4 protein-coding genes are annotated in these 4265 nt (G+C 35.5%); 2 read left to right on the top strand and 2 right to left on the bottom strand.

The genetic code is table 11. From position 1 onward, the window contains the following. Nucleotides 1–61: 61 nt before the first annotated feature. Nucleotides 62–319 carry a hypothetical protein gene (locus tag EG242_RS14600; RefSeq protein WP_124900661.1) on the bottom strand — a complete coding sequence of 86 codons (258 nt, stop codon included), beginning with the start codon at nt 317–319 and terminating at the stop codon, nt 62–64. A 1463-nt stretch (nt 320–1782) separates the two neighbouring features. Between EG242_RS14600 and EG242_RS14595 the strand changes: the two genes are divergently transcribed. Beyond that, nucleotides 1783–2127, top strand: coding sequence for a helix-turn-helix domain-containing protein (locus EG242_RS14595; protein ID WP_124900659.1), 345 nt, complete (start codon nt 1783–1785; stop codon nt 2125–2127). Between the two features lie 200 nt (nt 2128–2327). Further along, nucleotides 2328–2981, top strand: coding sequence for a hypothetical protein (locus EG242_RS14590; RefSeq protein WP_124900657.1), 654 nt, complete (start codon nt 2328–2330; stop codon nt 2979–2981). A gap of 140 nt (nt 2982–3121) precedes the next feature. Here the strand turns inward: EG242_RS14590 and ltrA are convergent. Continuing rightward, a partial coding sequence (gene ltrA, locus EG242_RS14585) for a group II intron reverse transcriptase/maturase (RefSeq protein ID WP_124900655.1) occupies nt 3122–4265 on the bottom strand: 1144 nt, incomplete at its 5' end.

The raw sequence follows: 4265 nt of genomic DNA, 5'->3' as shown, positions 1-4265 counted from the left end.
GAGTTTATTTGATTTCGCTATTGAGGCGTTAATTGACCACGAGTAGTGACGCTCAGGAGTTTTATTCGAGCATATCTATTTTGTTTTTGTTCTCATGAACACTGCGCCTTAGTCCACTCGTACAAAATTGATAAAATAGAATAGGCTTGTGTTTGTTTCTTTTACGATTAAAAGAAAAAAGATCTCTGAATCTGGTTTCAATGAACTCATTATTCTCTTCTTTACGTCCAGGAGAAAAGATGTCTGGATCTGGTTTCAATGAACTAAATTTTTCTTCTTTGAAAACACCAAAGAAGCAAAGTGCTTTTATTGCGGTCAAGCTTTTAACGGTCAAAATCGTGTTTGTTGCCTAGTCCATCGGAACGATGCATCGACAAGCTCAGCAACCGTCGCTCCGCGACCCGATGTTCCTTAACGCCAACTTCACAGTTTTGACGCTCGCCCAAAGCTTAATACCGCTGGGCACATAGTCTATCTCTGTTTTCAATCAAAAATCCAATAATCCTATTTGCTACAATCTAAAACTGAGCATTCACAACGGAGTGAGCGTCGATTCGCTGAAAATAGCGTAAAATCAAATGTTGTTTGAAGCTTTGAAAAAGCGAGTTTATTTGATTTCGCTATTGAGGCGTTAATTGACCACGAGTAGTGACGCTCAGGAGTTTTTGTTTCTTTTACGTCCAGGCATTATTTTACAGCTTGGAAGCCGTGAACCTTGCGGTTTGCGGACAAAAGAAAAGCTTCTGAAGCTGGTTTCAATGAACTTAATTTTTCTTCTTTGAAAACACCAAAGAAGCAAAGTGTTTTTATTGCGGTTAAGCTTTTAACGGTCAAAATCATGTTTGTTGCCTAATCCATCGGAACGATCGCTCCGCGACCCGATGTTCCTTAACGCCAACTTCACCGTTTTGACGTTCGTATAAAGCTTAATACCGCTAACTGTACAGTCCATCCATATTCATTTAAGTTCTTGAGCCACTCCTCTTTCGGTAAACAGGCTATTCGTTTTGACCTAATGGCGCTTTAATTCTCCTACTTAGATTATTACATTTTCAATCAAAATTGTTGCACTTTCCCTTTAAGCTGTTACCTCATTATAACCATAGGTAATATGTTTTTTATAAGCTTTTTGAAGCTCCTGCTTTGTACCTAATTATTTTAACATTTGATTTGGAAAATAGAAATAAAGGCAATACTTTTAGAGTTCGAGTAAAAAAGTTAAAATGCCCAATTTATATCGTGCCAAAGCAATGTGGTACAGTATATACGGCGGTGGCTTTTGTGTATAGCGGACTATTACAGACTACCATACGGTAAGCCTATTGCTGTATATACCTTTTGGTGCAGAAGCAACAAAAAGGAAAAGGTTTAGCACCGCATTAAGGCGGATGGGTTATGGCGGTATGTACAAATTTCGTTCTCATAAATAAGATTTTATGTGGTTATGGAACGATGTTTCTGGAGTATGAAGAATTCTTTGCAAAAAAAAGCAAGGCGGTTTCACACTTTAGTATCGAGGGCGACCAAACCCAACTTTGAAACATTGAAGTTAAAAAGCTACTACCTAAAGCATATGTGAAAACCGCCCATGCCGTATACGAAAGTACAAAACTTTTTAGACATGGAGCGATTTCACGATACTCTCGATAGTAAAATTGGTCGTTTCGATTCGAGAAATCATCGTTTTAATTTGTCTTTGCAGACTCATTATCAATTCGCTAAAACAAATATACAAATATTTTTTTAAAACCCAACAAGTTGGGTTAATAATTTTTCATTTTAATGACAAAACAAATTATTTTTGAAACTACACAGTTTGATTTTGACGTGATAAATCATGTTAAGCACTTACGCAAAAGCAAAGGTTACACACAGGATGAATTAAGTCTAAAAATGGGTGTTACTAAAAGTTTCGTAAGTAACGTAGAGTCATATACTCAACGTCACAAATACGCTACCCGTCACTTAACACTTTTAGCAAAAGCATTTGGCTTTAAAAATATTTCAGATTTATTAAGGTTTCCTACTCCCGAATACGATAAAATAAAAGTAACGGTGGAACAAACATATAACGAAACGGCAACTAAAGTAATTAAAAGCGAAGTATTAAAAATTGAGCCTATTTAATAACACATAAGTTTAACCTTAATCAAAAAAACTTTTCTTATTTCAAATAGATAAAAAAAGTAATCAATCTATAACCTTTCCAAAAACCACAAGCGCTAATATGAATAAAGTTCAAATCCTTAAGAAAATTAATCATTTGAAAACTTTCGTATATTTGGGTGTTGTACACAAGTATTTAAAACTTTACGTAAAGAAAATCAATGGAAATAATTTTATCACTTATTGGAGGTTTTTTAATGGGATATTTCACTTCCTATTTTAATGAAAAAGGAAAAAACAAAGCAATAATTGAGGATACCTCGCAAATAACAGAAGAGAAAGAAAAAGTTACATCCAAATACGGATTAGAAACTACTAAGCGCAAAATTCAATATGAAACGAAAAGTAATGCTTATATGAAATATTTCACTCTTTTAGATGAGCAATCTCAAATTGGAAATATAGAAGCTCAACAAGAATTCCTTCCTGTTCTTACAAAATTTAATACCGAATATTTATCTAATATTGGGGACATAGAAAAAGAATTAAAAGCTGTTTCAGAATTTTCTAATTCTATTCAAACGATCATGATTAAATCTCAAGAAAGATATTTCAAATTTAAAAATGAAACAAACGCTTTAAAACTAATAGCTGGAAACAAGGTATTAACTCTTTTAGATGAAATGGATCATTTTTCTCAATTATCATTTGACATATCTGCGCAAATGATGAAAGATCTTGCTAAACAAATTATTGAAAAAGATATGTCATCAATGAATGAACAAAAAAATCATCTTGAAAATTTAGCCTCGCAAACTAATGAATTAAAAGAAAAACTTGTTTCGGAAATAAGACAAGAATTATCTGAAATATAGAAAAGCCAGCGTACGAAAAGAGGTCGAGTAAGCAAGGGCATTTCAGCCCAAGCTTCTCACAGAACCGTACGTGAAAGTCTCCCTTCATACGGCTCTTGATACACACATCTTACTGATATACAAAAATCATATACCCACAGCTATCCTAAACCTATTATACTCCAATGGTAGAATAAGTTTGGATAGCTGTTTTGTATTTTACGCAAGTACTTATAAGCTTTCTGATAGCTTGTAATGCTTTTATATTTTCCCTTTACCCACTTAGCGAGTCGATAATCTAAATGTCGAAACAAACTTCTCAACCGCCAACGACTATGTACACCAAAATAGCGAATCAATCCCCTACTTTGAGTATTCAGTTGTTGCGCCAAGTTTTGAAGTGTAGTATGGCTCTTACAATGAAAACCCGATTTCCGCCTACCTGCTACGATTCTATTACGTGCTTTTCTACTCATTTCACAATCAAACCCTAAGAATACACCGCTATTACGCTGACTTTTCTTGCTCATAGGCTTGAACGTATAACCCAGAAAGTCAAAACTCTTGGGATAATCTTTGCGCTTTTGCCTACGATAATCTTGACAATACGTAATCTTAGTTTTCTCTTGGCTCAATCGCAATCCACAAGCTTGTAAGCGATTTGCGATAGCTTCTAGCACAGCATGACTTTCTTGTGGGGTTTTACAATGTACAATCACATCATCGGCATAGCGCACAAAACGCACATTAGGATAGTACTTTTCTAGCCATTTGTCCAATACATAATGCAAGTACAAATTAGCGAGTAATGGACTAATGACACCGCCTTGGGGCGTGCCTTTGCCTACTTTGTGTTCAAGTACGCCATTTCTACTTACTGGACTGGCTAACCATCGTTTGATGTACAGCATTACCCACGTCTCAGTTACGTGTTTAGACAAAGCTTTTAGTAACAAATCGTGGTCAACTTCATCAAAGAAACTTTTGATATCCATATCGATTACCCAACCATAATTACGCACATTTGTACGTACTTGTTCGATGGCATCGTGCGCACTTTTGTGTGGACGATAACCATAAGAACTTGGTACAAATACCGCTTCTAATCGTGGTTCGATATAGTTTTTAACGACTTCTTGAGCGATACGATCCGCTATGGTAGGAATACCTAATGTTCTCGTACCGCCATTACCTTTTGGGATTTCTACCGCCTTTACGGATTGAGGAAAATAACTACCGCTCGATAATCTATTCCAAAGTTTGTACAGATTCTTAGACAAATGGGCATCAAAATCTATGAGTGTT

The sequence above is a fragment of the Paenimyroides viscosum genome (genome assembly GCF_003858535.1).
Classification (GTDB): domain Bacteria; phylum Bacteroidota; class Bacteroidia; order Flavobacteriales; family Flavobacteriaceae; genus Flavobacterium; species Flavobacterium viscosum.
This window is presented reverse-complemented; position numbering and strand designations above follow the sequence as displayed.

What these genes read in the sequence shown, in the direction of transcription:
- EG242_RS14595 (WP_124900659.1), top strand. Translation starts at nt 1,783, where the DNA reads ATGACAAAACAAATTATTTTTGAAACTACACAGTTTGATTTTGACGTG.
- EG242_RS14590 (WP_124900657.1), top strand. Translation starts at nt 2,328, where the DNA reads ATGGAAATAATTTTATCACTTATTGGAGGTTTTTTAATGGGATATTTC.